The organism is Natronorubrum bangense (assembly GCF_004799645.1).
Classification (GTDB): domain Archaea; phylum Halobacteriota; class Halobacteria; order Halobacteriales; family Natrialbaceae; genus Natronorubrum; species Natronorubrum bangense.
Genome location: NZ_CP031305.1, coordinates 2,722,843 through 2,747,448 on the forward strand (window position 1 = coordinate 2,722,843; position 24,606 = coordinate 2,747,448).

General features: G+C 62.8%; 26 protein-coding genes and 1 pseudogene. 15 read left to right on the forward strand and 12 right to left on the reverse strand.

The features are described 5' to 3' along the window. Nucleotides 1-105: 105 nt before the first annotated feature. Together DV706_RS13515 and DV706_RS22075 are read right to left on the reverse strand one after the other, a co-directional pair. Entirely contained in the window at nucleotides 106-1,593 is a 1,488-nt protein-coding gene (locus DV706_RS13515; protein ID WP_006065611.1) for a replication factor C large subunit, read from the reverse strand. Between the two features lie 43 nt (nucleotides 1,594-1,636). Beyond that, nucleotides 1,637-1,852, reverse strand: a pseudogene (locus DV706_RS22075) (hypothetical protein); the annotation flags it as partial. Nucleotides 1,853-1,898: 46 nt separating this feature from the next. Between DV706_RS22075 and DV706_RS13525 the strand changes: the two are divergent. The 4 genes from DV706_RS13525 to DV706_RS13540 all read left to right on the forward strand — a co-directional run bounded on the left by DV706_RS13525 (nucleotide 1,899) and on the right by DV706_RS13540 (nucleotide 5,307). Beyond that, on the forward strand, nucleotides 1,899-3,413 hold the full coding sequence (locus DV706_RS13525) for a hypothetical protein (protein ID WP_006065612.1): 1,515 nt from the start codon (nucleotides 1,899-1,901) through the stop codon (nucleotides 3,411-3,413). Nucleotides 3,414-3,480: 67 nt separating this feature from the next. Next, the gene (locus DV706_RS13530; RefSeq protein ID WP_006065613.1) at nucleotides 3,481-4,230 is read left to right on the forward strand and encodes a competence/damage-inducible protein A; all 750 of its coding nucleotides are present in this window, start codon (nucleotides 3,481-3,483) and stop codon (nucleotides 4,228-4,230) included. A 164-nt stretch (nucleotides 4,231-4,394) separates the two neighbouring features. Then, nucleotides 4,395-5,105, forward strand: coding sequence for a helix-turn-helix domain-containing protein (locus DV706_RS13535; RefSeq protein WP_006065614.1), 711 nt, complete (start codon nucleotides 4,395-4,397; stop codon nucleotides 5,103-5,105). Between the two features lie 22 nt (nucleotides 5,106-5,127). Continuing rightward, a complete protein-coding gene (locus tag DV706_RS13540) occupies nucleotides 5,128-5,307 on the forward strand; it encodes a hypothetical protein (protein WP_006065615.1) in 180 nt (59 codons plus the stop codon). Between the two features lie 114 nt (nucleotides 5,308-5,421). Here the strand turns inward: DV706_RS13540 and gcvH are convergent, their stop codons facing one another. Beyond that, nucleotides 5,422-5,805, reverse strand: a complete 384-nt coding sequence (gene gcvH, locus DV706_RS13545) for a glycine cleavage system protein GcvH (RefSeq protein ID WP_006065616.1) — start codon at nucleotides 5,803-5,805, stop codon at nucleotides 5,422-5,424. Continuing rightward, nucleotides 5,805-6,902 carry a glycine cleavage system aminomethyltransferase GcvT gene (gcvT, locus tag DV706_RS13550; RefSeq protein ID WP_006065617.1) on the reverse strand — a complete coding sequence of 366 codons (1,098 nt, stop codon included), beginning with the start codon at nucleotides 6,900-6,902 and terminating at the stop codon, nucleotides 5,805-5,807. The genes gcvH and gcvT overlap by 1 nt, the downstream gene beginning before the upstream one ends. A 144-nt stretch (nucleotides 6,903-7,046) precedes the next feature. On the opposite strand from gcvT, the gene DV706_RS13555 reads away from it, so the two are divergent. The 4 genes from DV706_RS13555 (at nucleotide 7,047) to DV706_RS13570 (ending at nucleotide 11,295) form a co-directional block, all read left to right on the forward strand. Beyond that, the gene (locus tag DV706_RS13555; protein WP_006065618.1) at nucleotides 7,047-7,523 is read left to right on the forward strand and encodes an NYN domain-containing protein; all 477 of its coding nucleotides are present in this window, start codon (nucleotides 7,047-7,049) and stop codon (nucleotides 7,521-7,523) included. Nucleotides 7,524-8,426: 903 nt separating this feature from the next. Continuing rightward, nucleotides 8,427-9,275, forward strand: a complete 849-nt coding sequence (locus DV706_RS13560) for a TatD family hydrolase (RefSeq protein WP_006065619.1) — start codon at nucleotides 8,427-8,429, stop codon at nucleotides 9,273-9,275. A gap of 75 nt (nucleotides 9,276-9,350) precedes the next feature. Next, nucleotides 9,351-9,929 (forward strand): DUF2150 family protein, encoded by a 579-nt coding sequence (locus DV706_RS13565; RefSeq protein ID WP_006065620.1) that lies wholly within the window; start codon nucleotides 9,351-9,353, stop codon nucleotides 9,927-9,929. Nucleotides 9,930-10,323: 394 nt separating this feature from the next. Next, a complete protein-coding gene (locus DV706_RS13570) occupies nucleotides 10,324-11,295 on the forward strand; it encodes a phosphoadenosine phosphosulfate reductase family protein (RefSeq protein WP_006065621.1) in 972 nt (323 codons plus the stop codon). A gap of 118 nt (nucleotides 11,296-11,413) precedes the next feature. Here DV706_RS13570 and DV706_RS13575 read toward each other — a convergent pair whose 3' ends face one another. The 3 genes from DV706_RS13575 to DV706_RS13585 form a co-directional block, all read right to left on the reverse strand. Further along, the gene (locus tag DV706_RS13575) at nucleotides 11,414-11,605 is read right to left on the reverse strand and encodes a DUF7333 family protein (RefSeq protein ID WP_006065622.1); all 192 of its coding nucleotides are present in this window, start codon (nucleotides 11,603-11,605) and stop codon (nucleotides 11,414-11,416) included. 88 nt (nucleotides 11,606-11,693) lie between these two features. Then, nucleotides 11,694-12,464, reverse strand: a complete 771-nt coding sequence (locus DV706_RS13580; protein ID WP_006065623.1) for a hypothetical protein — start codon at nucleotides 12,462-12,464, stop codon at nucleotides 11,694-11,696. Between the two features lie 101 nt (nucleotides 12,465-12,565). Next, nucleotides 12,566-13,408: an aldo/keto reductase gene (locus tag DV706_RS13585; protein ID WP_049889740.1), complete on the reverse strand. Its 843-nt coding sequence runs from the start codon at nucleotides 13,406-13,408 to the stop codon at nucleotides 12,566-12,568. Between the two features lie 140 nt (nucleotides 13,409-13,548). Here DV706_RS13585 and DV706_RS13590 point away from each other — a divergent pair, with 140 nt between their 5' ends. Next, complete coding sequence (locus DV706_RS13590; RefSeq protein WP_006065625.1) at nucleotides 13,549-14,220, forward strand: trimeric intracellular cation channel family protein; 672 nt, start codon at nucleotides 13,549-13,551, stop codon at nucleotides 14,218-14,220. 78 nt (nucleotides 14,221-14,298) lie between these two features. Continuing rightward, nucleotides 14,299-14,553, forward strand: a complete 255-nt coding sequence (locus DV706_RS13595; RefSeq protein WP_006065626.1) for a hypothetical protein — start codon at nucleotides 14,299-14,301, stop codon at nucleotides 14,551-14,553. A 30-nt stretch (nucleotides 14,554-14,583) separates the two neighbouring features. On the opposite strand, the gene DV706_RS13600 is transcribed toward DV706_RS13595, so the two are convergent. Further along, a complete protein-coding gene (locus DV706_RS13600; protein ID WP_006065627.1) occupies nucleotides 14,584-15,324 on the reverse strand; it encodes a proteasome assembly chaperone family protein in 741 nt (246 codons plus the stop codon). Nucleotides 15,325-15,462: 138 nt separating this feature from the next. Here DV706_RS13600 and DV706_RS13605 point away from each other — a divergent pair, with 138 nt between their 5' ends. Both DV706_RS13605 and DV706_RS13610 read left to right on the forward strand, forming a co-directional pair. After that, nucleotides 15,463-16,374 (forward strand): RsmB/NOP family class I SAM-dependent RNA methyltransferase, encoded by a 912-nt coding sequence (locus DV706_RS13605; protein ID WP_006065628.1) that lies wholly within the window; start codon nucleotides 15,463-15,465, stop codon nucleotides 16,372-16,374. After that, nucleotides 16,371-16,877, forward strand: a complete 507-nt coding sequence (locus DV706_RS13610; protein ID WP_006065629.1) for a DUF7122 family protein — start codon at nucleotides 16,371-16,373, stop codon at nucleotides 16,875-16,877. Before DV706_RS13605 ends, DV706_RS13610 begins: the two co-directional genes overlap by 4 nt. Before the next feature lie 71 nt (nucleotides 16,878-16,948). Here the strand turns inward: DV706_RS13610 and DV706_RS13615 are convergent, their stop codons facing one another. Continuing rightward, nucleotides 16,949-18,469, reverse strand: coding sequence for a DUF790 family protein (locus DV706_RS13615; protein ID WP_006065630.1), 1,521 nt, complete (start codon nucleotides 18,467-18,469; stop codon nucleotides 16,949-16,951). 113 nt (nucleotides 18,470-18,582) lie between these two features. On the opposite strand from DV706_RS13615, the gene DV706_RS13620 reads away from it, so the two are divergent. Beyond that, nucleotides 18,583-19,182, forward strand: a complete 600-nt coding sequence (locus tag DV706_RS13620) for a diadenylate cyclase (RefSeq protein ID WP_006065631.1) — start codon at nucleotides 18,583-18,585, stop codon at nucleotides 19,180-19,182. Nucleotides 19,183-19,255: 73 nt separating this feature from the next. Here the strand turns inward: DV706_RS13620 and DV706_RS13625 are convergent, their stop codons facing one another. Further along, entirely contained in the window at nucleotides 19,256-20,728 is a 1,473-nt protein-coding gene (locus tag DV706_RS13625; RefSeq protein WP_006065632.1) for a sodium/proline symporter, read from the reverse strand. Nucleotides 20,729-20,730: 2 nt separating this feature from the next. Then, nucleotides 20,731-20,865 (reverse strand): hypothetical protein, encoded by a 135-nt coding sequence (locus DV706_RS22320; protein WP_275040530.1) that lies wholly within the window; start codon nucleotides 20,863-20,865, stop codon nucleotides 20,731-20,733. Nucleotides 20,866-21,115: 250 nt separating this feature from the next. Here DV706_RS22320 and DV706_RS13630 point away from each other — a divergent pair, with 250 nt between their 5' ends. Both DV706_RS13630 and DV706_RS13635 read left to right on the forward strand, forming a co-directional pair. After that, nucleotides 21,116-22,075 carry a TIGR03885 family FMN-dependent LLM class oxidoreductase gene (locus DV706_RS13630; RefSeq protein WP_006065633.1) on the forward strand — a complete coding sequence of 320 codons (960 nt, stop codon included), beginning with the start codon at nucleotides 21,116-21,118 and terminating at the stop codon, nucleotides 22,073-22,075. A gap of 215 nt (nucleotides 22,076-22,290) precedes the next feature. Then, nucleotides 22,291-22,914, forward strand: a complete 624-nt coding sequence (locus DV706_RS13635; protein ID WP_006065634.1) for a hypothetical protein — start codon at nucleotides 22,291-22,293, stop codon at nucleotides 22,912-22,914. A 218-nt stretch (nucleotides 22,915-23,132) separates the two neighbouring features. Here DV706_RS13635 and DV706_RS13640 read toward each other — a convergent pair whose 3' ends face one another. Then, nucleotides 23,133-24,578 (reverse strand): DEAD/DEAH box helicase, encoded by a 1,446-nt coding sequence (locus tag DV706_RS13640; protein WP_006065635.1) that lies wholly within the window; start codon nucleotides 24,576-24,578, stop codon nucleotides 23,133-23,135. Between the last annotated feature and the right edge of the window lie 28 nt (nucleotides 24,579-24,606).

Below are 24,606 nucleotides of genomic sequence, written 5' to 3' on the forward strand. Positions count from 1 at the left end.
GTTACTCACCGTCACGTGTTACCATGGCTCTGCAGAGTAATAGTGTTGTTTGTCGGGTGCTTCGACACGTTCATGGCGATGAACGGTTCGGCAAGCCGACACACGTTACATGAAGTCGCTCAGTCCCGACTGCCCGTCGTCGGTGTCATCGGCCGCGGTCTCTGACTCCGTCGTTGTCGTGTCCGTCCCTGCATCTGCCGCTGCCGTGAGCGTCTCCTGGTCGTTCGTCTCGTCGTCTCCTGCAGCGGTGTCAGCAGCTGTATTCCCGTCGCTCGAGTTGCCAGCATCGAAAAACGCACCCCCCGAGTGCTCGACCGTTTCTTCGGCGATCAGTTCTTCAGCGTCGGCGACGATCGACTGGACCTTATTCGTGTCTTTGCCGCTCCCGGTGACGAAGGAGACCTCCGTCTCGTCGAGTTCGTAGACGGCGGCCATCCGGACGGTCAGTTCGCGGTTTTTACAGTGGTGAGTCATCGCCGAGAGAAACGGGAGGATCTCCCGCCGGGCAGTCGCGACGCTCGTTCCCTCGCGTTCGGCGATGCGTTCGGCGATTGCGTCACGGGTGTTTCGGGTCCCCTTCGTACGACCGAGTTTCGACCAGTAACTCGGCGGGCCGTAGCGGGTCCAGCCCCCTTTCGAGCCGCGCCGGGAGGCAGCGACACCGGCGGTCATGTTGTCGGTCGCATACCGCCAGTAGGAGTAGTTCTGGGTTGCTCGCACCCGACCAAGCCAGCGGTCGGCGTTCGAGAGGTACCCGTAGGCATCAGCCAACTCTGCCCCCTCGTAATCTTTCGGGACGTTGTCTTCGATCCAGTTCAACATCTCGTCGGGGTTCTCGTCGACGTCGTAGGATGCCCGCAGCGCGCCTTCGGCGTCTTCTTCCTTGATCAGCGCATCGAGGAAGTCGAAGATTCCCTCAGTGGTGTCCCGGTCGCCCGTGACGACGTCGTCGACCGTCAGCCGTTCGGCCGTTTCGGCGACTGCCTGCAGGTCGTTGACCGCAGAGCGAAGGTCGCCGCTGGTCGCGTCGGCGATTTTCTTCAGGGCGTCCTCCTCGAACTCGATGCCCTCGCGCCGGCAGATATCTCGCAACACCGGGACGATCGACCGCTTCGAGACGTCGCGGAACTCGACCGTCTCACAGGCGTTTCGCAGCGACTGGCTCATGTCGTAGAACTCGTTTGCCACGAGCACGATCGGCTGGTTTGCGTTCTTGACGACCCGCGTGACCTCCCTCGAGCCGCCGTAGTCGGCGTTGCCGTGGAAGTTGTCGGCTTCGTCCAAGACGACGAGTCGGCGGCCGGCCCCGCCTGCGGTGAGCGTTCCGCTTTTTGCAGCCTCGCCCGCGATCCGTTCGATGACGTCGGCCTTCCGATTGTCGCTGGCGTTGAGTTCCATCACGGGCCAGCCCAGATCGTTGGCCAGCGCGTGGGCAGCCGACGTTTTCCCGACACCCGGACTCCCGTGGACGATCACCGCTTCCCGGTGGTCGTCCCACGTCTGTGCCCACTCTTTGAGCTGGTCACGGGCTTTGTTGTTCCCACGTACCTCCGACAGCGTCGTCGGACGGTACTTTTCGGTCCAGTCGCTCATTGGACACTGATTGGGGTGAGTCGCGTTTAGTGGTTGCGGAGCGTCACTCCTCGGAGATCGTCTTCAGGTCGAGACGTGGTGTGACTCCCTCGTATGTGTCGTCACTGGAGACGATGGTATTGCCGTCCGATTCGACACGGTCGAGTGTGTCGAATGGCGTGACTCAGTGGTCTTCCACGTATGTCGCCGCCGTAACGACTGTCTCCACGTCACCGCGTCCCTCGACGAGGGTCGCGGCGTTCGAGACGACGCGTTCGGTGCGGGCACACCTACTTCTAAGCAACTGGGACGGGTTTGTATCGGTGATGGCGGATCGCATCGACCTCGTCAGACGATCGCTCGAGGACACGACACAACGCGAGTTCAACCGTCGCGTCGACGAGCAAGCCACCCGTCTCACCGACGCTGTTCGCGCGGGCCGACTCGACAACCCCAGCTTCGGGCTTGGAATCGAACTCGAGGCGTACGCTGTCGATGACACGGGTCGGCTCACTCGAGTGCCTGATGCCGTCCTCGAGGGACCCTGTGAGAAAGAACTCGGCCGACACAACGTCGAGTTCAACACGAGTCCGAACCGGTTCGATGGGGACGAGGCCACTGTGCAGGCGGCACAGCTCCGGCGTCGCTACCGACGCGTCCAGCAGGCTGCTGAGCAAGCGGACACGGAGATCGTTCTGGACGCGATGTGGACGATACCGCCACGAGAGGGCACCCAGGCGTACCTCTCGGACGTCCGCGAACGTGACGGGGTGACCATCGCCGAAAACATGACGCCGTCGGCCCGATACTGGGCGATCGACAACGACGTGCTGGGCCAGACAGAGGGAGCGATCACTCTCTCTGTTCCGGGGGCCGAGCGTGAGTTCCCGTCGATCCTGTTCGAGTCGCTCGCCAGTTCGATCCAGCCCCACGTGCAGGTTCCCGACGTGGAGGCGTTTCCCCGCTACTACAACACCGCCATCCGGACCCTCGGTCCGGTGCTCGCAGTCGCGACCAACGCACCGCTTCTCCCACCGGATCTGTACGACATCGAGGATCCGTACCGCGTGCTCGAGGAGACCGATCACGAACTTCGGATCCCGGTGTTCGAACAGTCGATCAACCAGGCGTGGGAGAAAGTGTGCTTCCCCGCGGAGATACAGCGAACAGCCGAGACGATCGACACCCTCGTCGCCGACCCAACGTGTGCACCGTTTCTCCGTGAATGGCTCGCAGACGGTGACCGTGAGACGCTTACGGACCGGTTCTGGGAGCTCAACCACAAGCGGGGCACCTACTGGCGGTGGCTTCGAGCCGTCATCGGCGGGCAGCCGGTCGGGCAGGGCGACCACTGGTCGATCCGTATCGAGTACCGACCGCTCCCAACACAGCCGACGATCGCCGAGAACATCGGATTCCAGTGGCTGGTCGCCGGCCTCGTCCGCGGGCTGTGTGCGGCCGATCATCCGCTCGTGAGCCTCGAGCACGACGCTGCCAAGCGGAGTTTCTACAGCGCGGTCAAAAACGGACTCGACGCCGACCTCGTCTGGGTGACTGCCGACGGTGATCGAACGACCGATCGAGCCGTGCTCTACGAGGAACTCTTCGCGTTCGCTCGCCGCGGGCTCCGTATGCAGGGGATCGCCACCGAGTCGATTGAGGAGTATCTCGCACCGCTCGAGGCGCGCTGGACGGCCCGCACGACGCCAAGCCGATGGAAACTCGACCGCGTCCGCGAGCAGCTCGACGCAGGCATGCCGTTCGACGACGCCGTCCACGAGATGCAAACCGAGTACATCCGTCAGGCACGGACCGGTGAGCCGATCACGCAGTGGCCCTGAACTCGGTGCCGCCCGACGGTGCTCGAGCGAGCGGAGCGGCTAACTGGGCTGATCCCGAACACGTCTCATGCACGTCGCACTCGTCACCGTCGGCGACGAACTCCTCGCAGGGTCGACGACGAACACCAACGCCGCGTGGCTAGCATCGGCGATCACCGACCGGGGGAGTTCCGTTGAACGCATCCTGACGATTCCTGACGACCGCGACCTCATCGCCGACACCGTCTCCCGCTGGGCAGCGGCGTTCGACGCGGTTATTGTCACCGGTGGGATCGGCGGCACGCCTGACGACATCACCGTCGAGGCCGTCGCGGACGGGCTAGGACGCGACCTCGTCGTTCACAACGGGATCAAAGACAGACTGCTCGAGAAAGCAGCCGCCTTCCGTGCGGAAAACCCGGAGCTGGTCGCGGAGTACGATCTGCAGCTTGATTTCGACGCCGCGGCATCGATTCCCGAGGGTGCGACGCCGATCGTCGTCGACGAAGCCTGGGCACCGGGCTGTCTCGTCGAGAACGTCTACGTCTTCGCCGGCATTCCAGACGAGATGCGCGCCATGTTCGACCACGTCGCCGAGGAGTTCGCCGGCGACGGCGTCGCCCGAACGATTTTCACACCGGCACCCGAGGGGGCACTCCACGACGCCCTCGAGGGCGTGACCGAGGCGTTCGATGTGACCGTCGGCAGCTATCCACGCAGCGAGCACCGCCCGGGTCGAATCCGAGTCACGGGAACAGATGAGACGACCGTCGAGAACGCGGTCGAATGGCTCCAGCACCGGGTCGAAACGATTGCACCGCCGATGGCCAACGATTGATCCACACGTCGATGGGTCTCGAGTACAGCCGTCCGATGTTGTCTGGTCACGCGTCAGCTGGTGGCCAGTTTTCCCAGAGAGGCAGCTATCTACGAGCTTCGATGACCGTCGTCACGTCGGCCACGGTCCAGTAGCTACTTGGGGTGGCCACGCAACCGTCGCATATGAGCGGCCGTGGGCCAAAACGGGAACTCGCAGAGAAGATCGCCGGGGAGATCACGCTGAGTGACAACCCCGGCGCGACGCTGCGAAAGTGGCGAACCGACTTCAGCATCTCGCAGACGGATCTCGCGGCGGAGTTGGAGATTTCGTCGTCAGTGATCTCCGACTACGAGAGTGGGCGGCGAGAGAGCCCCGGCATTGGCGTCATCCGCCGACTCGTCAGGGGGTTGCTCGCAATCGACGAACGACGGGGCGGCGATCGAATCCGGCAGTACGGCCGGGTGCTTTCGGCCGGCTTCGAAAGCGACATCGTCTACGACCTCCGGGAGTACGCGACATCGATCCCGCTCGTGAAACTGTACGACGATATCGATGCGACCGAGATCACGCCCGGCAACACCGACCGCATCAGCGGGCACACGGTTATCAACAGCATCGAGGCAATCACTCGCCTCTCGAGTGAGGAGTTCTTCCGGCTGTACGGCCAGAGCACGAACCGTGTGCTGGTGTTTACGGGCGTCACCCGCGGTGAGTCGCCACTCGTTGCCCTGCGGGTCGTCAACCCGACGCCAAACGCCGTGATCCTCCACGGAATCGACGAGGACGAACTGTGGGATCACGCAGCCGATCTCGCCCGGATCGACGGCTACTCGCTTGCCGTGACGAACACGGATCTCGACGATCTGCTCGAGTATCTCGTCAGTCTGGAGTAGATCACGAACGGTGGTGCACAGAATGCTGACCCGAATGGAACAGCTGACGGTCGCGCTGACGGGCGTCTTTCTCGGGACACTGGCAGTAGCAGTCTCTGTCGGCAGTCCGGTGGTCTGGCTCGCCTGGGGGGTGACGATGGTGCTGCTCGCGGGAAGCGCCCTCGTCTACGCCAATCGGTCCGACCCGCCGCTGGACGACTGAGACGGACACCTGTCAGTCGGTGCCAGCGCGAGCGATTCTGCGATTGTACCGGCCACTCAGAACAGCAGCTGTAAGCGCGAGTGCGTCTCCAAGCGGTGGCGATCGAAGACCAGTTCAGGCGATCTGGTCTTCGTACTCCGCGGCGGTCAGCAGGGCGTCGAGTTCGTCGATGTCGTCGGCATCGATCTCGAGCATCCACCCCTCGCCGAACGGATCTTCGTTGACGAGTTCGGGGGCATTGAACAGCTCCTCGTTGACCGCCGTCACCTCGCCGCTGACGGGGGCATAGAGGTCCGAGACGGCTTTGATCGATTCGATGACGCCGAGTTCGCCCTCCTGATCGAGGGAGTCGCCTTCGTCGGGGAGTTCGACGAAGACGACGTCACCGAGTTCGTCCTGTGCGAAGTCGGTGATGCCAACGCGAACGACGCCGTTTTCCTCGAGTGCCCACTCGTGCGATTCTAGATACTGTCTGTCGTCTGGAATGTCGAAGCTCATTATACTGTGTCGATAAACGGTGTGGTCTCAACTCTTGCTTTTTTCGACTGGCCGCGGACGACGACCTGCAGGGTCGTCCCCGGCTCTGCGTACTCGGTCGGAACGTAGCCGAGTCCGATCGGTTGATCCAGCGACGGACTCATCGTCCCGCTGGTAACGGTGCCGACGACCCGCCCGTCGGTGTTCGTAATGTCGTAGCCGTGTCGGGGAACGCCACGATCGATCAGCTGGAGGCCGATCAGTTTCTCGTCGACGCCCTCCACGTCGACTTGCTCGAGGGCGTCCCGGCCGACGAACTCGGTCTCGAGGTCGACCGTAAACCCGATGCCGGCCTCATAGGGTGTCCGCGGATTGGACTCGAGGTCGAAATCCTGCCCGGAGAGCAGGAAGCCGGCTTCGATCCGTAGCGTGTCTCGAGCGCCCAGTCCACACGGGAGACAGTCGATAAGTCCCCAGATGTGCTCGGCTTCAGACCACGGCACGATCAGTTCGAACCCGTCTTCGCCAGTGTAGCCCGTCCGGGCGATCCAACAGGTTACGCCGTCGATGGTCGCGTACTGGGCCTCGAACCGAGCCAAGCTGGCGACGGACTCTTCGGTAAGGTCGTCGACGAGTGTGGGTGCGTTCGGTCCCTGCACGGCGAACATGGCATACTCGTCGGTTCGGTTGTCGACGGTCGCCTCGAGATCCCACTCGTTGCGGTAGCTGAGCCAGCGCTCGTGGGTCTCCTCGTCGGTACCAGCGTTTGGAACGAAGAGATACGTCGGCTCGTCGTCCTCGTCTGGCAGCCGGTAGGTGACGGTGTCGTCGATGATGATCCCGTCCTCGTTGGTGATCGCAGCGTACTGGGAGTCACCGACCTCGAGTCGGGTGACGTCGTTTGAGGTGAGCCGTTGCATGAGTGTCGTCGCATCCGGCCCGGTGACGTGAATCTGGCCCATATGCGAGACATCGAAGATGCCGACGTCCTCGCGGACGGCCGCATGTTCGGTCTGGATCGAATCGAACTCAACCGGCATATCCCAGCCGCCAAACTCCGTGAACTTCGCTCCGCGCTCATCGTGCGCCCCACGTAACGGCGGCGTCTGAAGCGGCATACTCTGGAGGACACTCCCGGAGTAGTAATGTCTTTTCGTCGGCCACGCATCCACGGCGCGTGACATCGCCACAGGCCAGGCTACTCGCCCCGAGAGGGCGCGTGTTTCGTCACATCTATCTCGCGGCCGTCGGAAAGACAGGACATGTTCGACCACGTTCGCGCCCGTCTCGCCCGCCTCGTCGGTCCCGACACCGACCGCGAGACCGAGCCGACAGTGGGCCTGTTCGTCGACGGACCGAACGTCTTTCGCGAGGAGTTCGACGTCGACCTCGATGACCTGCGAGACGTCGCCCGCACGCTCGGCCACGTCGGCGTCATCCGGCTCTATCTCGACGAACACGCCACACCCGGGCTTATTCAGGCCGCCGAAGCCCGTGGCTTCGAAGTGATCATCACCAGCGGCGACGTCGACGTCAAACTCGCCGTCGACTCGACCGCCCTCGCCGGCGACGGCACACTCGATCGACTCGCGATCGTCTCTCGAGATACGGATTTCAAGCCCGTCCTCGAGCACGCGGGCACCCTCGGCGTCGAAACGATCGCCATCGCCCCGGGCGAGTACGGCCGCTCGGACGCGCTGCGAAACGCGGCCGACGAGGCGATCACACTCGAGTCTTGAGGTAGATTCTGTCATACCCTCTGGTGCGCATCGGTTCTGATCTTGACTCGGCAAGTAGAGGGTACGCATGTACCAACGAAAGCGACCGTCTATCTGAATTTTAGCAAAAATAACGTGCGGAACAGTGAACAAGATCACACTATATCCAGATCAAATCAGTAAAAATATTCACAAATTAGCCGACGACATGTATTATGGGCTCTGAAAGTTACTCTCCGGGACCAGTCGTTCGATCTCTTGGGGCCGTCGCCTCTCGCACGGATAAATGGTGGTATCTTCCAGTACTGGCTGGTGCTAGTTCCCTACTTTTAACGCTTGTAACACCTCTTACGACACCACAGGCGGATGATGCAATTTTGGTGTTCGCCTTTTTGGCGGTTCTTCCCACCACACTTCTTTCAATTCCCGCAATCATTTTTGATATACTCAATAAGTTTGAGGAGACTCCGCCTCCCGGAATTTTTCTTTATCCACTTGGGCTGATTATGGCTCTGTTTACAAGTACTATGTTTATCATTCCAACAGTTAGCATTTATATCCTCATCTGGGTATGGCCCGGCAAGAACTGTAAACCGAGATTATCGGCTTTTAGATAGCATCACCGACTTTTAACCTGCCGAGTACACTCTCCGACTTATTAATTCACGGCACGTATACCGGGAAAATAGAGCCGGTTTGCTGCACACATACTCTGTACTCATCATGTCTCTTTGGAGATGTGCGCTGATTGATGTAGGTCTCGTCGGTCAGCGCGTACCCGCAGTGAACGCGCACCTCGAGTACAGACACATCTACGCTATCAGCGCTCGAGGCCACCGAAAGCGGGCCCGTAGTTGCACTCGTCCCACAGCCGAGCCGTCCGAAGTCGGTGACTTTTCCCTCACGGCAGCCACAGTAGCGGCTATGACCGAGGAGACGCCGATTCTCGACAACCACCTCCACCTCGATCCGGACCACCATCGCGGTATCGACGCCGTCCGAGATTTCGCCCACGTCGGCGGCACCCACCTGCTCGTGGTGAACAAACCCTCGTGGCATCTCGGCGTCGAAGCCGAGACGGGCGAGGATTTCAGGGCCGTCTTCGAGCGCACCATCGAGGTCGTCGAGGAGGCCTCGAGCGAACTCGAGGGACGAGCCTGGCCCGTTCTCGGCATCCACCCCGGACTCATTTCGCGGCTCGTCGACGACCGTGGCTTCAGTCCCGACGACGCGCGCGACCTGATGCAGGCCGGGATCGACGTCGCGGCCGAGTACGTCGACGCGGGCGAGGCGCTGGCGCTGAAATCCGGCCGACCCCACTACGAGGTCGACGACGCGGTCTGGGCGGCCTCGAACGCCGTCATGCGCCGCGCGTTCGAGCGCGCAAGCGACCTCGAGTGTGCCGTCCAACTCCACGCCGAGGGGAGCGAGGAGATGACCGAGGTGACAGCGTGGGCCGAAGACGTCGGCCTCCCGGCGCACAAGGTCGTCAAACACTACGCCGGCGGGCGACTCGAGGGGCCGATTCCGAGCGTGATCTGTGACAAAGACGAACTCGAGACGGCGGCCGAACGCGGCGAGCCCTTTCTGATGGAGACCGACTACATCGACGATCCGGACCGGCCGGGGGCCGTGTTGGGGCCGAAGACGGTGCCACGGCGGGTAGCGTGGTTACTTGAGAACGGGCACGAGGATGCCGTCCGGAACGCACACATCGAAACACCCGCGCTCGTCTACGGCATCGATACGGAAGCAACCCTTGAGCGGCCCTAAAACCGGCGATTCGGTGTAACTCGGATCAACGCACAGTAGAGAAAGGCATTTCAAGCGGCCGGTGTAGGTGTCTGTATGAGCAATCCCCCGACCGAGTTCTACTCGGAGGAACGCTGGCAGAACTGGATCGACCGCATCAAAGACGAAGAGCTCGATCCGGAAGACGAGGACTCGGCCCGTCTCCTGTTGAATCTCCAGGACGACACGGCGATCGCGATCGCCAAGATCGTCGCCGCCTACGACGATGGGAACCTCGAGCAAGAGGAAGCGCTCGCGGAGATCGGTGACGTTCGTGAGATCGTCCTCGACGAAGTCGACATCGAGGACGAAGAGAAACTGATCCTCGTCGACGGCGTCCAGACGAGTCTCGTCTGTGTCTTCTTTGCCGCCGAGGAGTTCATCGCCGGTGGCCCCGCAGAGGAAGGCAGTGTCGGCGACTACCTCGGCGCGGCGGCCGACGCCGAAGCCGAAGAAGACCTCGATGCGGCACTCGGCTACGCCGCACAGGCAGGTACACTCGTCATCGACGGCGACGAACTCGATATGTCCATGGCCGAAGACCTCGAGTACGGACTCGTCACCGAGTGGATCAACGGGCTCGACAGCCTCCAGAGCGCGATGAGCGATCCGGAAGTCGTCGAAGAAGACGAGTAGGAGTATTCGAACGCACACCTCGTCGGAGCTGTATTCTACGCGGTGTCAGAAGCGACCCACACAGCATCAGCGACCGCCGGCGACGGCCGGTTCTGGTCTCGCCAATACTCGCCGCTTCTTTCCGACGCCGACCGCAGACGTGTCCCGCCAGTTGAGTGACTACCTTGTGACTGTTTTACATAGCTCTCGAGATGAGCAGTCAGTTTCCAACTCGGCCTGAGACGGCGACAAACCAGCAGTACAGACGGAGGTGCAGCGTCGGTTACAACACTTCGATGGTATCGTCTCGAGTTTTGCAACCGAGAGATAGTTTCAAGCCATCGTCGCAGCTTGCGACAGACGTTTCCGCTCCCCCAAAGCGTTTAAATGTGGTAATTATATCTAATTACACCCTATGACAGCGAACTTCCCCGAGTACGTCGACGTCGACTACGACGATGGCGCTGGTGAGAACCCTGAAGACTACGCACACGTCCACGACCGGATCGAGAAAGCGATCGAAGTGACCCGACAGGGACTCGAGCAGTACGAGAACCCGGCCGTGATGTGGACCGGCGGCAAGGACTCGACGCTCGTCCTCTACTTCGTCAAAGAGGTCGCCGAGCGCTACGATCTCGAGGTGCCGCCGGCGATCTTCATCGACCACTACCAGCACTTCGACCAGATCCACGACTTCGTCGACCATTGGGCCGACGAGTGGGATCTCGAGGTTATCTACGCGCGTAACGAGGACATCGGCGACTACGTCGACGAACACGGCCTCGAGCCCGGCGACGAGATCGATATTACGGAACTCTCCGAGCACAACCAACACCACGTCGAGAACATCCTCGAGTACGAAGAGGACACGTTCCCGTTCCTGCTCGACACCTACGTCGGCAACCACCTGCTGAAGACGGTCGCGCTGAACAACGCCCTGGAGGAGTACGACGTCGATGGCGTCATCTCCGGCGTCCGCTGGGACGAACAGGAAGCGCGTGCCGACGAGACGTTCTTCTCGCCGCGTCACGATCCCGACATTTACCCGCCCCACGACCGCGTCCAGCCCATCCTGCAGTTCGACGAAGCCGCCGTCTGGGAGGCCTTCTGGAACTTCGTGGTGCCGGACACCGTCGCCGAGTTCCCCGACGACGGCTACGTCCCACAGAGCGACACCGACCTGCCGAACGACCTGAGCCAGGACGACATCCCCGTCTCGCCCAAATACTTCGCCGGCTTCCGCTCGCTCGGTAGCGAGATCAGCACCGAAAAGAGCGACGAGGACCCTGCCTGGCTGCAGGACCTCGAGGGGACGACCGAGCGCGCGGGCCGCGCCCAGGACAAAGAGGACCTGATGGAGCGCCTGCGCGACCTCGGCTACATGTAAGCGCGACGGTCTGGTGTCGCATCGCTGTTGATCGATTTTTCTGAGGTTGTCAGTAAACTCGAGCGACGGCAACTGCATCAATGCTCGAGTGAGGCCGCAGAAAGGACTCTCGGACGCGTTAGTGCTGTGCGCGGTACTCGCCGTGTTTGACGCCGATCGCGAGCATGATCGCGCCGAAGATCACCATCGACGGCAGTACCATCATCATAATGCTATCCGTCGTCATCATGTTCGATCCGATCATGCCACCAACGCCGAGAGCGATCAAGGCGATGAACACGCCTGCTGTCGTCGTAAGGTCAAATTCCATACGTGGTCGTTGGGAACCGGACACCTAATGCTGCCGGGAATCGGCAGTCCGTACACGTCGACCAGACAAGAGCGAGGAAAACGAGAAATTATTGCGACGGCCGAACCAGGTTCGCCAGCGCGGTGACGACACCCAGGAACCAGCCCAGTGGGAACGAGATACCGGTCCACATCGCCGCGTAGGCCGCCCCCTCGAGGTCGAAGTTCCCGCGCAGATACTCGTTGATGCCGCCGACGAAGAGGACGTTATCGAGTACCCAGACGGCGAAGTCGTAGCTGGGCTCCAAGATGACGCCCTCGAGCGATGGCGTGACGAGCGCGGCGACGACAGGCGGCAAGAACAGCGCCGTCATCGCGAAGGGGTAGGCGAGGGCGACCGTGAGCCCGCGGCCGCCGAACTTCGAGCAGGTAGCGGCGAGCGCGGTCGACACCGTCGCGACGCCGCTGGCTGCGGCGACGGCCAACACTGCGTCGAACGGAATATCGACCTGTTCCATGTACGCCATCGCGCCCCAGGCAAGCGTCAACAGCCCCCAGCCGAGCAAGGCGATACCCGTGACGCCGACGATGCCGAGGCGGGTCCGCGTCGAGTCGAGTTTCGCCGCGTAGTAGCGGGTGCCGAGGCCGAGTACGGTCAGTGGATACAGGACCAGCAAGCCGAGCAGTCCGAGAATGCTCCAGCCCCGGTAGGCGATGCGCTGGGGGAGCGTCTCGGGTTGCCATTTCCCCATGACGGAGTGGCCGCGGCCACGTTGGCGTGGAAAGACGAGTTCCATCCAGGCACCGTGTAACCGCTGGACGTCGGTTTTGATCGCCCCGACGACCCCACCACCGCCACGTTGTCGTGAACGGGTGGACATACGCGAGCCAAAAAGCCGGTGTACCGTAAACTTTCCTGCTTTTCTGGATCTGCTAGATGTTACTCGAATTGATTGGAAAACACAGACACCGAGCGGCGACGTCAGTTCCAGGGTGCGAAGTCGGGATCGACTTCCCGGCTCCGCTCCTCGATCGCGTCGATCGCATCGATATCGTCCTGCGCTAACTCGAGTGCCAACGACGCCCAGTTGTCCCGGATGTGTGCCTCACCGGTCGCTTTCGGAATCGCGGTAACGCCCGCCTCGCGCAGCCAGGCGAGGCTGATCTGAGCCTCACTTGCGTCGTGTTTGTCCGCAATCTCCTGTATCTCGGGCTGGTCGAACACCGCGCCGCGGGCGAGCGGCGAGTAGGCGACCAGTTCGACATCGTGTTGCTCGCAGGTCTCTCGAAGCTCCTGCTGGGGCAACATCGGATGCAGTTCGACCTGATTCGCCAGAATCGGGACGTCACAGCTCTCGATGGCTTCCTCGAGTTGTTCAGGTTCGAAGTTGCTCACGCCGACGTTCTCGATCAGACCCTCATCGTACAGCTGGGAGAACGCCTCGAGGGTCGCTTCGGGATCGTACGTTCGGGCCGGCCAGTGGACGTACAGCAGGTCGACGTACTCGACACCGAGTCGGTCGAGGCTCTCGCGGGCCGTCTCGAGGACGTCGTCGGGCTCGAGGTTCGAGATCCAAATCTTGGTTGCGAGAAAGACCTCCTCGCGGTCGACGTCGGCTCGAGCGATTCCCTCACCGACGGCGGCTTCGTTCTCGTATATCTGGGCGGTGTCGATGTGTCGATACCCCGTCTCGAGGGCCGTCCGAACGCTTTCGGCACACTGCTCGGGGTCTTCGTTCTGCCAGGTGCCGAGGCCGAGCATCGGCATTCCATCTACGGTTGGACACGTTTCAGGAGCGGCAGCTGTGGCGTCTTCTGTTCCCATAGCCAGGAGAACGGCCAGCATGCGAAAAGGGATTTGGGTTGCGGCTAGCGGTTCGGTTTCCGTTCGTGGCGGCCGTATATCGAGTCGCCCACACGGCCGATACGTAGCGCTCAAGACCGTCGCAACCCTCGCCAGAACCAGTGGCTCGAGACCTCGTCGTTGTCCTGTTGGCCGATCCGTTCGTCGTAATGAACACGATCGGGCTGGTCGCGTTCGCGCTCGTCGGAGCGACCAAGGCGATCAGAGAAGAGTTCGACCTGTTCGGGATCGCCGTCGTCGGGCTGGCGACGGCGTTTGCCGGCGGCGTCACACGGGACCTGCTCGTGAGCCGCCTTCCGTTGGCGCTTCGGTCGCTGGGTGAGATCAGCCTCGGTGTGCTCGGCATCGCTCTGGCGATCGGCCTCTATCACGTTCTCGAGTCCCCGGATGATCACCCGATCACGCTGGTTTCCGACGCCGTCGGCCTCGCCGCGTTCACGACGGCCGGAGCCATCGTCGCGACCGACACCGGCGTGTCGGCGTTCGGCGTCATCGCAATCGGGACGATCAACGCCGTCGGCGGCGGCGCACTCGCGGATATCCTGCTGGATCGCGCGCCGTTCATCCTGTTCGAGGACTTCTACGCGAGTTGTGCGGTGTTAGGAGCCGGCACCTACTGGCTGGTCGGCACGCTCGGCGCGGGCGGAAGCACTGCCGCGGCGATGTGTGCGGCCGTCACGGTCGGGACGCGACTGGTCGCCGTCACCTACGGCTGGCAGCTCCCGACGGCACAGACACTCGAGTCGGTCGGTGGCGACGTCGGCAAGCAGTAGTCGGCCGAAGTGGGGCCTCTCGAGCGACGAGGACGACCGGAACGATTACCACAGTTCGGTTGACACGTTCTCCTAACGATGGCGAACGAGACGGACATGGATACCGAGCCGAGCGACGAGCCCGAATACACAGTCGGCCGGAGTGTGGTTCGGGACGCGATCTTCGACGCAGTCGGCACCGTCGCGTTGCTCGGCTTTGCGCTTGTGTTCCTGTTTATCGGCGTCCGTGGCTTCGTCGTTGGCTCGTCGCTGCCACTCAGCGCTGCGTTCGTCGCTGCCAGCCTGCTCGTGGCCGGGGCAGCGCTGGATCTCGTGCCACCGTTTCGCGGCTAAGTGGCCCACTTGGCTCCGAAAACGGACCTGCTACTGGTACATTCGCAGCGGCTGGGCCTGCGAACTTTCTTCTTGTCCGATCGCCTGCATCTGCTTGGCGAACGCCTCTCGTTTTGCTTTGATCTCCTCGGCTTGCTCGAGGAGTTCGTCCGTGTCGATCGAGACGTCGGCGATCGGTGCGACGGCATCTTCTAAGAGCACGCTCGCGGCTTCGGGGTCGGGGAACTGGGGACTGCACTCGACGACGAGGCCGAAGCTGTCGTGTTCGCGGTGGGCTGCGCGGTTGAGCAACGCCCCCGTCGGCCCGGTGATGACGCCGTCTTCAGGCGGGGGTGAGATGTCGTGGGTTGCGAGCGTCTCGCCAACGGTGCCGGTCGCGATCCCGCAGAGCTCCGGTTTCGTCTCGCGCTCCGCGGGGAGGCCACTGAGATAGAGCGGCGTCGCGTCGTGGTCGACGACCCACTGTGTCACGCAGTCGGCGACGTTGTTGACCGCAGCCGAAACGATCGGCACGTCGCTCTGGAGTGCCAGCAGGTCGTGGTCGTCGCTGACGTAGAGGCGAACCGGCGGGCGAGCGGTTCGGTCGCCGCTGCGGTAGACGCCGATCCGAGGGAGCCCCTCGCAGTCGACGCTCGCGTAGTAACGCATCTCGAGTTGGTCGATGAGGTGGTCGGTCGCGATCTTGCCAACGAGTCCCACGCCGGGGAAGCCCTCGACGAGCGTCGGCTCCTCGAGGTCCGGTTCCGGCCCCTGAGAGCACAGTCCAGTCATATCTAGATTTAGCACGCAGTTTGCATAAAGACGATGGCGAGCAGCTCGGATAACGGCGACAACCGCAAGCGGGATGTGCAGGACGACTCCGACGTACCTTCGAAACCCACAAACGCCGGGCGCTCGAATTTCGGTTCAATGGAGCCATTCGAGCGGTATCGACCGATTATCGACGATTTCGAGGCGTTTCTCGCCGCGTGCGAACGGCCACTCGGCAACGCTGCCCGCATCAATACGATCAAGGGGTCCGTCGAGCGAACGCTCGAGGCCTTAGATGAGGAGGGCGTCGCCTACGAACAGGCCGACTGGGACCCGCGCGTGGTGCGTCTCGAGACGGACTCGCCGGGCTCGACGTGGACGTCGTTTCACGGCTTGACCCACGGCCAGGAGGAAGTGTCGGCGGTGCCGCCGGTCGTCCTCGACCCGCAACCGGGAGAGCGCGTCTGGGATAGCTGTGCCGCACCGGGCGGGAAGGCGACCCAGCTCGCCGCGCTGATGGACGACCGCGGAACTGTGGTCGCAAACGACAACAACCTCGGCCGAATCTCGGCGCTGCGGTTTAACGCCGAGCGACTCGGCGCGACGAGTCTCGCCGTAACCAACGCCGACGCCCGAACCTACTCGCTCAAGCGCTTTCCGTTCGACGAGTTCGATCGGGCGCTCGTCGACGCCCCCTGCTCGTGTGAGGGAACAATTCGGAAGAACCCCGACGCGCTCGACAACTGGAACGAAGGCCACATTCGTTCGGTCTCGGGCATCCAGAAAGGCATTCTCCGGCGGGCCGTCCAGGCCACACGCGAGGGTGGCACCGTCGTCTACTCGACGTGTACGTTCGCCCCCGAGGAGAACGAGGCCGTCGTCCAGCACGCCCTCGATAACGAGGCCTGTCGCGTCGTCGACTTCGACCTCGGCCTCGAGCACTCGCCGGGACTGTCCGAGTGGGACGACGAGACGTTCGACGACTCACTCGAGCGCGCCGCCAGAATCTACCCACACCAGAACGACACCGGCGGCTTTTTCGTCGCGAAGCTGGAGGTGACCGCCGAATGAGCGACAACGACGGGCAGCGCTTCGATCGACTCCCCGAAACGGACGCGGAGCGAACCGTCGAGGGCCGAGCCAGCCGTAAGGAAGTGATTGACTACTTCGAGGACCGCTTTGGCATCCCGCCGGAAGCGTTCGCCGACTACACGTTCTGGGAGAAAGGAGCCGGGAAGATCTGGATCTACGCGGGTGAAGCACCGACGCCGATCGAGATCGAAGCGATCGGGATGACCTGCCTCCGGACGCGACAAGAACACTGGAAGCCAACGACGGACTTCGTCCAGCGCTTCGGCCAGCACGCCACCGACTGCGTGATCGAACTCGAGCGCGAGCAGGCGCGAGCGTTCGCGGCTGGCGAGGATCAGGACCTCGAGTGGTGGGACGGCGACTGGGGATACCTCATCGCCGCCCACGACGTGGCAGGCGACCTCGAGCCGCTCGGGATCGGCCTCTACGTCCACGGCGAACTGCGCTCGATGGTGCCGAAAGGCCGCCAGCGAGACATCTGAACGGCCGCCACTCGAATATCGGCAGTATCGTTTTTCTTGCTGTTCGTGGCGACGCAAGAACAGCCGGGAGACTATCGCTCACGGATCGTCCCGCCAGCCAACCCCTCCCACTCGACTCGGTACCCCAGTTCGGCGAGGGTCGCACTCGAGTCCCCGATGCTGACGTCCTCGAAGACGGCCTCAGCCTCCGAAAGCGTCATCCCGGCCTCGATCTCGTCGGCGAGTGCCTCGAGCACGGCTGGCCGAACGAGCGTCCGTCCGACCTGCTCGTGGTCGGGAAACGAGATGTCCGCGAGGGCGTCCTCGCTGACGCCGTGGCGGTTGGCCAGCGACTCGAATGAGGTGACGTCGTCGTCCGGTCGCAGCTCCGCAGGAAGCGTGGCCGCGCTCTCGGCGACGAGCTGGCGTTCGTACTCACGGAGCACGTCGGCGACGGCTTTCAGCCGAACCGTCCCCGAGTAGGGGATCGCTCGGAAGTCACGGGCGGCGATCTCCTCGCCGACGCCGAGTGACTCGTCGACGGCGACGATCAGTTCGACGTCCTCCAGCTCGGCCAGTTGGGCGAGTTTCTTCTCGACGTACTCGGGTGTCCAAAAGCCCATGATCTCGAAGTAGACGCGGAAGTCGCTGTGTTGGTAGTCGAACGCGAAATCGGGGATCATCACTCGCGTGCCCGTCGCGAGCGGCTCCGGTTCGCGCACGAGCTCCCACTCGAGGTCCAGATTCGAAAAGCGGGCGGCGAAGTCAGCCTCGACGCCGCTGTCGAACGAGACGCCCGCGACAGGGTCAGCGTCGGGAGCGCGGACAGGGTCGGCGTGGGAAAGCGAGAGCGTGCGTTCGGTCCCGCGGTCATCGACCGTCGCCTCGAGGGACCACTCGTCGGCGCTCGTCACCGTTCGCAGAAGTCGGGCGAAACGAGTGCCGTACCGACGGCTCGCCCGGAAGAGGTGGGTGGGGCCGGTGACGATTACCTCGCGTTCGGCGATCTCCGTGTATTCGTCCTCGAGGCGGCGAATCTCGTACATCAGCCGGAGGCGTTTGATCGCCGAGATCAACGCCTTCGGATCGCTCGATCGAACCCGCAGTTCGGTCGCGTCGAACAGCGCCGTCTGAGAAAGCGAGAGGTTGTACTGGGCGACGAGTCCGTCGGGGCCCCACGGCGAATCGAACGCGGTGAGCACCTGTCGCTCCTCGAGGTCGGCGTACAGCGCTCGCTCGAGGGCGTCCGCAGAGCACGACAACGACTCGCCGGCCCGGATGAGCGCCATCGTCCGGTCGTCCTCGCTGACGACGCCGACCGCTTCGGCGGCCTCGAAGGCAGCTCGGCGGGCGCGTTCGGGATCGATTGCGGCGTCCGTCTCGAACGTCGCCTCGCGCTCGAGCAGCGCCGCGAACCCGCGGACGAGCTTGAAATCCGACGCGTCGGCCTCGAGGTCGGCGAGTGCGTCCTCGAGGTCGGCTCGTGGGGTGCCGACGTGACCCTGATACGTACCGATCACGCGGGCCGCCAGTGGCCGGTGTTCCCGACCGGCGAACTGGGGATGGTAGCCGCCCCCGGCCCTCGAGACACGAAGCAGGTCTTTCGTCAGCATGCCGGGCAGTCGGCGCGGGAGGGGCAAAAAGACCCCGTTGCTGTGCCAGCGCGAGTGGGTCCCGAAACTCGTTCGGCCGACGAGATTACGGCAACCGATGGTGACCGTTCCATATGGACGAGACGGAGCTCCGGATTGCGTATGAATCTCATGACGGGGTCCAGACACTGATCGATCAGCTGCAGTACTCGCTCGAGGCGATCAGCTTGAGTTTCGATCGCTGGGGCGAGCAGTACGTCAAGGGGCCGGGAATGTATATCGCCGTCGTGACGGGACCATCGATCGCGGCGTTTGCCGATCCGATGGGTCGAAACCAGTGGCCGACGGATCGCTGTCGAAGCGTCGAACACGACTGCGAGACGTTCGTCGAGGCTGCACAGGACGTCGCACTGACACGGGACGGAGCGGTGGTGTTCGGTGTCGATGGCGTCGTCGAAACACAGATGGTTCGGTTCACTGGCGGCATGCCAAACGATCTCGATTCGGGCGAGACCGCAGCGCCGACGTATGAAGATTGGATGGGGTCGCGCCATATGAGCGCGCTCGATATCTCACAGCGTTCGAACGTGGTGGCAACACTGACGTTGAGCGAGGAAACCGGGCGTGTCACACGCTTCGAAGCGGGCTCGTTCGAGACAGCCACGCGAACGGAACTCGGTGGCGAGTGGAACCCACAGGCGGTCGCTGAACAGTACGAATCGACTCGAGAGTGAGTCATACGGTCTGCTGTCCCGATCACGGGCGGTGGGGTCGGTGATCGACAGTCAGTGACTCCAGCAGTCCGTATTAGTCGTCAGCCGGATCGACACGCTGTGGGGTCGGTTCGGGAACGTCGGCGACGCCGGCGCCGTCTGCTGCGGTCACGAGTGTGACGCCGACGATGACGATGAGACAGAGCGGCCAGACGAGGATTGGGAACAGATCGGGGACCAGATAGAGGTTGCCGATCGAGGTAACAAGTCCGGTGATGATGCCGGCGAGAACGGCTTCACCGGTCGTTCGTTCCCAGAACAGCAAGAACAACAGCGGAAGGCCGAACGTCGCGCCGAGGCCGACGTAGGCGAACTCGATAATCTCGAAGATCGTTCCGGGTCGGAGGAACGCGAGCGCGATCCCGCCGATGGCCAGCACGCCGATCACGCCACGACCGAGCAGGATGAGTTCGGTGTCGCTCGCTTCGGGGTCGATCCGTTCCTCGTAGAACCGCGTCAGATCCGACGAGGCCACGAGAAGCATCGAGTCGGACGTCGAGAGAATCGCAGAGATGATCGCAGCCAGCAGGATACCGGCGATGACCGCCGGGAAGAAGTCGACGATCGCCACCATTGCGACGCTTTCGGGGTCCTCGACGGAGCCGTAGATGATGCGACCAGCCATCCCGATAAGCAGCGGGACGGTCAGACGCAGCGACTGGAAGGCGACAGCGATAACGGCTGCGCCGCTCAGATGGCGTTCGGAGCGGATCGCCTGCAGGCGCATCAGCGAGTGGGGTTGGCCGATCGTCCCGAACGCGAAGGTCACCCACGCAAGCGTTGCGATGAGCATCGCCTGTCCGGCGAGGCCAGCGTTGAGATCGAGCAACGCGGCGTCGTCGACCGCAGCAGCCTCGGAGAGAAACACCGACCAGCCGCCGACCTCCATGATCATGAGTACGGGTAACGTCACCGCCGCGACGAAGATGAGAATCCCCTGAAAGACGTCCGTCCAGATGGAGGCGTTGAAGCCGCCGAGGGTCGTGTAGAGGCCGACGACGACGCCACCGACGGCGACCGCAGCGAGATAATCGATTCCGACGCCGGTATCCATCGCCTCGCCGACTGCGATGATCTGGGCGCCGATGTACGCACCCATGAAGACGAGAATCGACAGCGTTGCGACGACCCGAATGTAGAAACTGAGCCGTTCGTCTTCGACGGCAAGCGAGAGGTGGTCAGCGATCGTGATGCTCCCAAGACTCTCGGACTGGCGGCGAAAGCGCGAGCCGACGTAGCGGTACATGAAGACAATGATGAAAATCATCGTCACCGAAAACCAGAGCCCGTTGAGTCCCACGGTAAAGCCGACACCGACCCACGCGAAGAACGTCCAGCCGCTTGCGACTGAGGACACTTCGGAGATGGCAATCGGCCACGTCCCGACGTCTCGGTCCGCAAGCAAGTACTCCGAGAGTCGCTGTGTCTCGGTGGTGAAATAAAAGTAGAGTCCGATCGCGAGCAAGATCAGCAGGTAGACACCGAACGTCAGTTGCAGCGTCGCCATCGTTATCGCCTCCCCAAAACGGAGACGTAGCCGTCGTTTCGTGTTCGATCAAGCCAGTACAGCGCAAGCGTTCCGACTGGAACCAGGAGCATCAGCAGGAGAGCGATCGTGCTCCCAGCTGGCAATCCGGATAGCATGCCCATCCATCACAGCCATTTCATTATATACGTACCGACTCGAGAACGCCGCTACGGAGCCCATACCACACGTTGGGAGAGAAACAGGACGGCGCAGACGGCGGTGTCACGCTCGCTCGAGCGGAAGGCAAACCGCGAGGACAGCACACTCACGCCGTGGAACTAAGTCGCGTTTCGTGGTGTCTGAGACCGTGCTGACCGATCACGAACGCGATTTCGATCGCCATCACGACCGGGGGTGGGCAGTCACATGACCGACCTCGGCTACCACGCCTCTCACGAACAGTTCGCACCGAGTGCGCTCCTCGAGTACGTTCAACTCGCCGACGAGCACGGGTTCGACCACGCCCTTGCGTCGGATCACTTCCATCCCTGGAGCGAACAGCAGGGCGAATCCGGGTTCGTCTGGTCGTGGCTTGGCTCGGCACTCGAGGCGACCGAGCTAACGTTCGGGACGGTCAACGCACCTGGCTATCGCTACCATCCCGCGATCGTCGCCCAGGGCGCGGCAACGCTGCGCGAACTGTACCCTGAGCGGTTCTGGCTCGCCGTCGGCAGCGGCCAACTGCTGAACGAAGGCATCACGGGCACCGACTGGCCGGTCAAGCGCGAACGGAACGCCCGTCTCGAGGAATGCGCCGAGCTCATGCGGCGACTGTTCGAGGGCGAGGAGGTGACCCACCACGGCCGCGTCGACGTCGAGCAGGCCCAACTCTACTCCCGACCCGAGACCGCACCGCCGCTGATCGGGGCTGCACTCTCCGAGGAGACGGCGGCGTGGCTCGGCGAGTGGGCCGACGGCATGATTACGATCGCCACTCCCGATCACGAGGCCGACACCGCCCGCGTTGAGGCCTTTCGCGAAACGGCACCCGAGAAACCGGTCTATCTCAAGGCCCAACACTCCTACGCCGAAAGCGACGCAGACGCACTCGACGGCGCCCACGAGCAGTGGGGAGCGAACTGCATCCCGGGTCCCGTGACCCAGGAGCTTCGGACGCCCGAACAGTACGACGAACTCGCCGACCAGATCACCGCTGGAGAGGTCGAGGAGAACGTTCGCGTCTCCGCCGACCTCGACGACCACGTCGACTGGCTCGAGGCCGACGTCGGTCTCGACGTGGACAGGGTGTTCGTCCACAACGTGAACACGAATCAGACGGCGTTCATCGAGGCGTTCGGCGACGACGTGTTGCCGTCGTTCCGGTAGCGACGCAGTCTCTGATAGCGCGCTCGGGATGACGAGAACCGACCGACGAGATCCTGATGAATGACGTTCGTCGCCTCGTGGCGCGAATTGACCATCCGTTCGCGCCTCTACAGACGGATTCGTGTTACAACCGACACTCCGTCTGGGGCCATCAAGGGGGAACGGAGTTCTGTAAGAACGACGTTCTTATCTTCCGTTACCTACTCATAGCTTGCATGAATTCTCGACGTGGTTACACAGATCGTCCTCGACGGCGGCAATTTCTTCAGCTAGCTGCCGTTGGAACAATCGGTGGGTTTGCTGGCTGTCTGGACGGCTCCGACGACGAGCCGACTGATGACGAACCGACTGATGACGAACCGACTGATGACGAGCCAACGAGCGAGCCGGAACTCCGAGACGTCCTCAACTGGGAATCATCCTACGTGATGGAACTCACCGTGCCGCTGGGGAGCGGGACGATAACCGTATACGACGGTGACACGTACACCGCCTGGACAGTCAACGGGGTAGAGATGGAAGCCTACAGAATCGGAACGGATGAGTACATCGTGGTAGACGAAGAGTGTTTCATCCCAACCGGGAGTTCGGACGAGGATATTTTCGAGCCAGAACGACTCAGAGACGAGTTTGGTTCTGTCACGGCAACAAAAGCGGAGCCCATCGACGATCAGGACGTATACCGGTTTGAAGTGGACGACGGATACCTGTACGTCCGTACTGACTCTGGCTACCCGATTCGATTCGAGTCCAAGGACGCCAGTGGAGCCACCGACTTTCACTCGTGGGGAGAGCCGGATCCGATCTCGCCACCGGACATGGAATGTGTCGAACAGTAACAAGCGTCGCCTTCCGATCTTCCGTGGAATTTGCAGGCACGCCGATCGAGTGATTCGGCGCAGTTCAATGGCAGTACCGAACTCCGTTCGCTGCATTCGTTCTCTCATGCAGTTCGTGACCGGGCGCTCGAGAACTGCGTGACGTCCGCGCCGAACGTCGTCGTGACCAGCGCAGGCCGAGACAGCCCGGATTCGAGCGAACCACCGAACGTCGCAGCTTACAGCGAGCCGTCGCGTCGTCGCTCGGCCACTCGTTTCTCGCCCGTGTTTTCGGAGACGACCTCGTAGAGGATCGCTCGCGTCCCGTCTGCTTTCGGCCGGAGAATCCGTCCGAGTCGCTGGATGAACTCGCGTTCGCTCCCGCTGCCCGAGAGCACGACCGCCACCGATGCGTCGGGAACGTCGACCCCCTCATCGAGGACGTTCGAGGTCGCGATGCGCGTGTAGGTCCCCTCGCGGAACCGCTCGAGAATTTCGCGACGCTCTCCAGCGCCGGTCTGGTGGGTGATCGTCGGGATCAGAAACCGCTCGCTGACGTCGTAGGCGAGGTCGTTGTGGGCCGTAAAGACGATCGTCCGCTCCCCGCGGTGATCGTCGAGAATGTCGGCGAGGGCCTCGAGTTTGGCCTCACTTCCAAGCATGATCTCGCGTGCGCGCTGGCGCGCGAGCAGCGCGTTGCGGGCCTCGGGGTCGTTGCCCGACCGTTTGACGAGTTCTTGGTAGTCCGAGCCGCTTTGCATCCGGATGTTCGAGCGCGCGAGGTAGTTCGTGAAGACGTCCTGATTACGTTCGTACACCTCGCGTTCGTCGGGCGTGAGTGTCACCTCGAGGCGCTTCAGATCGTAGGCCGCGAGGTGGTCGCCGGCCAGTTCGCCGACGTCGACGCGGGAAACCAGCGGGCCGACGATGTCCTCGATCACCTCGTGGGCATCGTCGGGACGTTCGAAGGTGGCAGTGAGCCCCAGCCGTGCGGGGGCAGCGAGCAGGCGTGCGATCTCGCGATATCCCTCACCGCCGAGGTGGTGGACTTCGTCGAAGACGACGAACCCAAACCGGTCGCCCACGGCGTCAGCTTTCAGATACGCCGAGTCGTACGTCGAGACGGTGATCGCCTCTATGCGTTGCTCGCCGCCGCCGAAGCGACCGATCTCACAGTCGAACTCGGATTCGAGTTCCCGTTGCCACTGCTCGAGCAAGTCGATCGTCGGCACGACGACAAGCGTCGGCACCGAGAGCCGTTCGATCGCTTTCAGGGCGATGACAGTCTTCCCGCTGCCGGTCGGGAGTTCGAGGACGCCCGCAGGTGCACGCGCGAGCGAGTCAGTACCGTTGCTGTCGGTCCAGCGATCCGTCTCGAGCCACGCCTCGAGGGCCTCCTGTTGGTACTCGCGGAGTTCGTACGCCGACTCGAGCGCCGGCAGCGACTCGAGATCGAGGACGCGGTCGTCGATTCGGCCGTGCTCGGCATCGAGCGCGCGTCGAAGGGCAGCGTAGCGAAACGCTGGCACCCGCCAGCCGTCGGTTCGGGGATCGGCCTCGAGGCCGGAGACCGACTCACGAACGGCGGCCAGCGCGTCGGACTCGAGGCCGTCGACTCGGACGGTGCCGTCTTCGTACCGGAGCGTCGGTGCCGAACTCGTGGCGTCGTCGTGGGACCGCGTCACGCACGATGCTCCGGACGGGAGCGACAAA